The sequence below is a fragment of the Actinophytocola sp. genome, assembly GCF_036402745.1.
GTDB lineage: Bacteria > Actinomycetota > Actinomycetes > Mycobacteriales > Pseudonocardiaceae > Actinophytocola.
The window spans coordinates 1-1,505 of record NZ_DASWSJ010000233.1 but is presented as its reverse complement, the minus strand read 5'-3'; the positions used below and the strand labels follow the sequence as shown (position 1 = coordinate 1,505).

Sequence of the window (1,505 nt, the reverse complement as noted above, 5' to 3'; positions counted from 1 at the left end):
GGCGGTGGAGCTGAGCCTCGACTCGGCGCGCGCCCTGATGGCTGCGCTGCAGGTCACCGTGGAGCGCGCGGAGCACCACTGACGTCGTTCCGGACCGCGGGGAGCGTGGTCAGAGGTCGAGGACGATCTCGCCGCGCTCCTCCCGGACCAGCCCGCCGAGCATCCGGCCGTCATCGTGATCCAGCAGTCACGCCGGTCAGATCGCCCGAGGCCGAGAGGGTCGGCGCGGCACCCAGCGCGCGATCGCTGCGGCGAGCCCGACCGCGCTGCCGAGCAGCACGGCGCTGCGCTCGCCGACCCGCGCCTCGATCCGTCCGGCGGGGAGGTCACCGAGCACCTGGCCCAGCCCGAGCAGTGCGACGACCACTCCCGCAGCGGCCACCGAGCCGCCCAGCTCGCGGGCGCTCAGCGCCACCACCGGCGCGGCGGCACCCTGGCCGATCCCGAACACGGCGGCCGGCAGGAACGCGGGAACGACAAGCCGGCGAAGCGGCCGGTCGCCGTGACCGGGGTGGGCAACGCGCTATGCACTGACCACTGTGGCATTCACCGCCGACGCATTCACCGCTGCCGTGAACCGGCCGACCGGTCGGGGCAGGCCGAAATGATCCCGCAGGGTGTGGCCCGCGTACTCGGTGCGGAACAGCCCGCGGGCACGCAGGATGGGCACGACAGTGTCGGCGAAGATCTCCAGGCCTCCAGGGTAGTAGGGCGGCATCACGTTGAAGCCGTCCGCGGCACCCGAGCCGAACCACTCCTCGATCGTGTCGGCGACCTGTTCTGGGGTGCCGGCGAACACGCGATGTCCGCGCGCCCCGGCCAGCCGGTGCAGCAGCCCGCGCACCGTCGGCCGCTCCCGCTCGACGATGCCGGCCACCACCTGCAGCCGGCTGCGCCCGTTGTCGGTGACGTCCCCGGCACCGGCGAACAGCGCCTGCGGCACCGGTGCGTCGAGGTCGAGGTGTTGCAGCGACGTGCCGGTGATCCGCTCGAGCTGCAGCAGCCCGTACGCCGGCACGGTGAGCTCGTTGAACTCCCGCTCCAGGGCACGGGCCGCGGTCTCGGTGCCGGCGATGAACGGGCTGATCCCCGGCAGGACCTTCACGTGCTCCGGCCGGCGGCCGAAACTCGCGGCCTTCGCCTTCACGTCGGCGTAGAAAGCCTGCGCGTCGGCCAGCCGCTGGTGCGCCGTGAAGATCGCCTCCGCGTACCGGCCGGCGAAGGCGCGCCCGTCGTTGGACGCGCCTGCCTGCACGAGCACCGGGTGCCCCTGTGGCGGGCGCGGCTGGTTGAACGGGCCCCGCACCCGCACGTACTCGCCCGCGTGGCCGATCTCGTGGATCTTGCTCGCGTCGGCGTAGATCCCGGCCGCGCGGTCGAGGACGACTGCGTCGTCCTCCCAGCTGTCCCACAGCGCGAGCACGGCGTCGACGAACTCCCGCGCCCGCGCGTACCGCTCGGCGTGGGGAGGGTGGGCGTCGAGGCCGAAGTTCGCCGCCGCGGCG

General features: G+C 73.7%; 2 protein-coding genes. Both read right to left on the bottom strand.

Annotated features, from left to right (window positions below):
* Positions 1-196: 196 nt before the first annotated feature.
* The gene (locus tag VGD70_RS22215) at positions 197-451 is read right to left on the bottom strand and encodes an MFS transporter (RefSeq protein WP_331084331.1); all 255 of its coding nucleotides are present in this window, start codon (positions 449-451) and stop codon (positions 197-199) included.
* A 72-nt stretch (positions 452-523) separates the two neighbouring features.
* On the bottom strand, positions 524-1,505 hold a 982-nt coding region (locus tag VGD70_RS22210; protein WP_331084329.1), incomplete at its 5' end, for an NtaA/DmoA family FMN-dependent monooxygenase.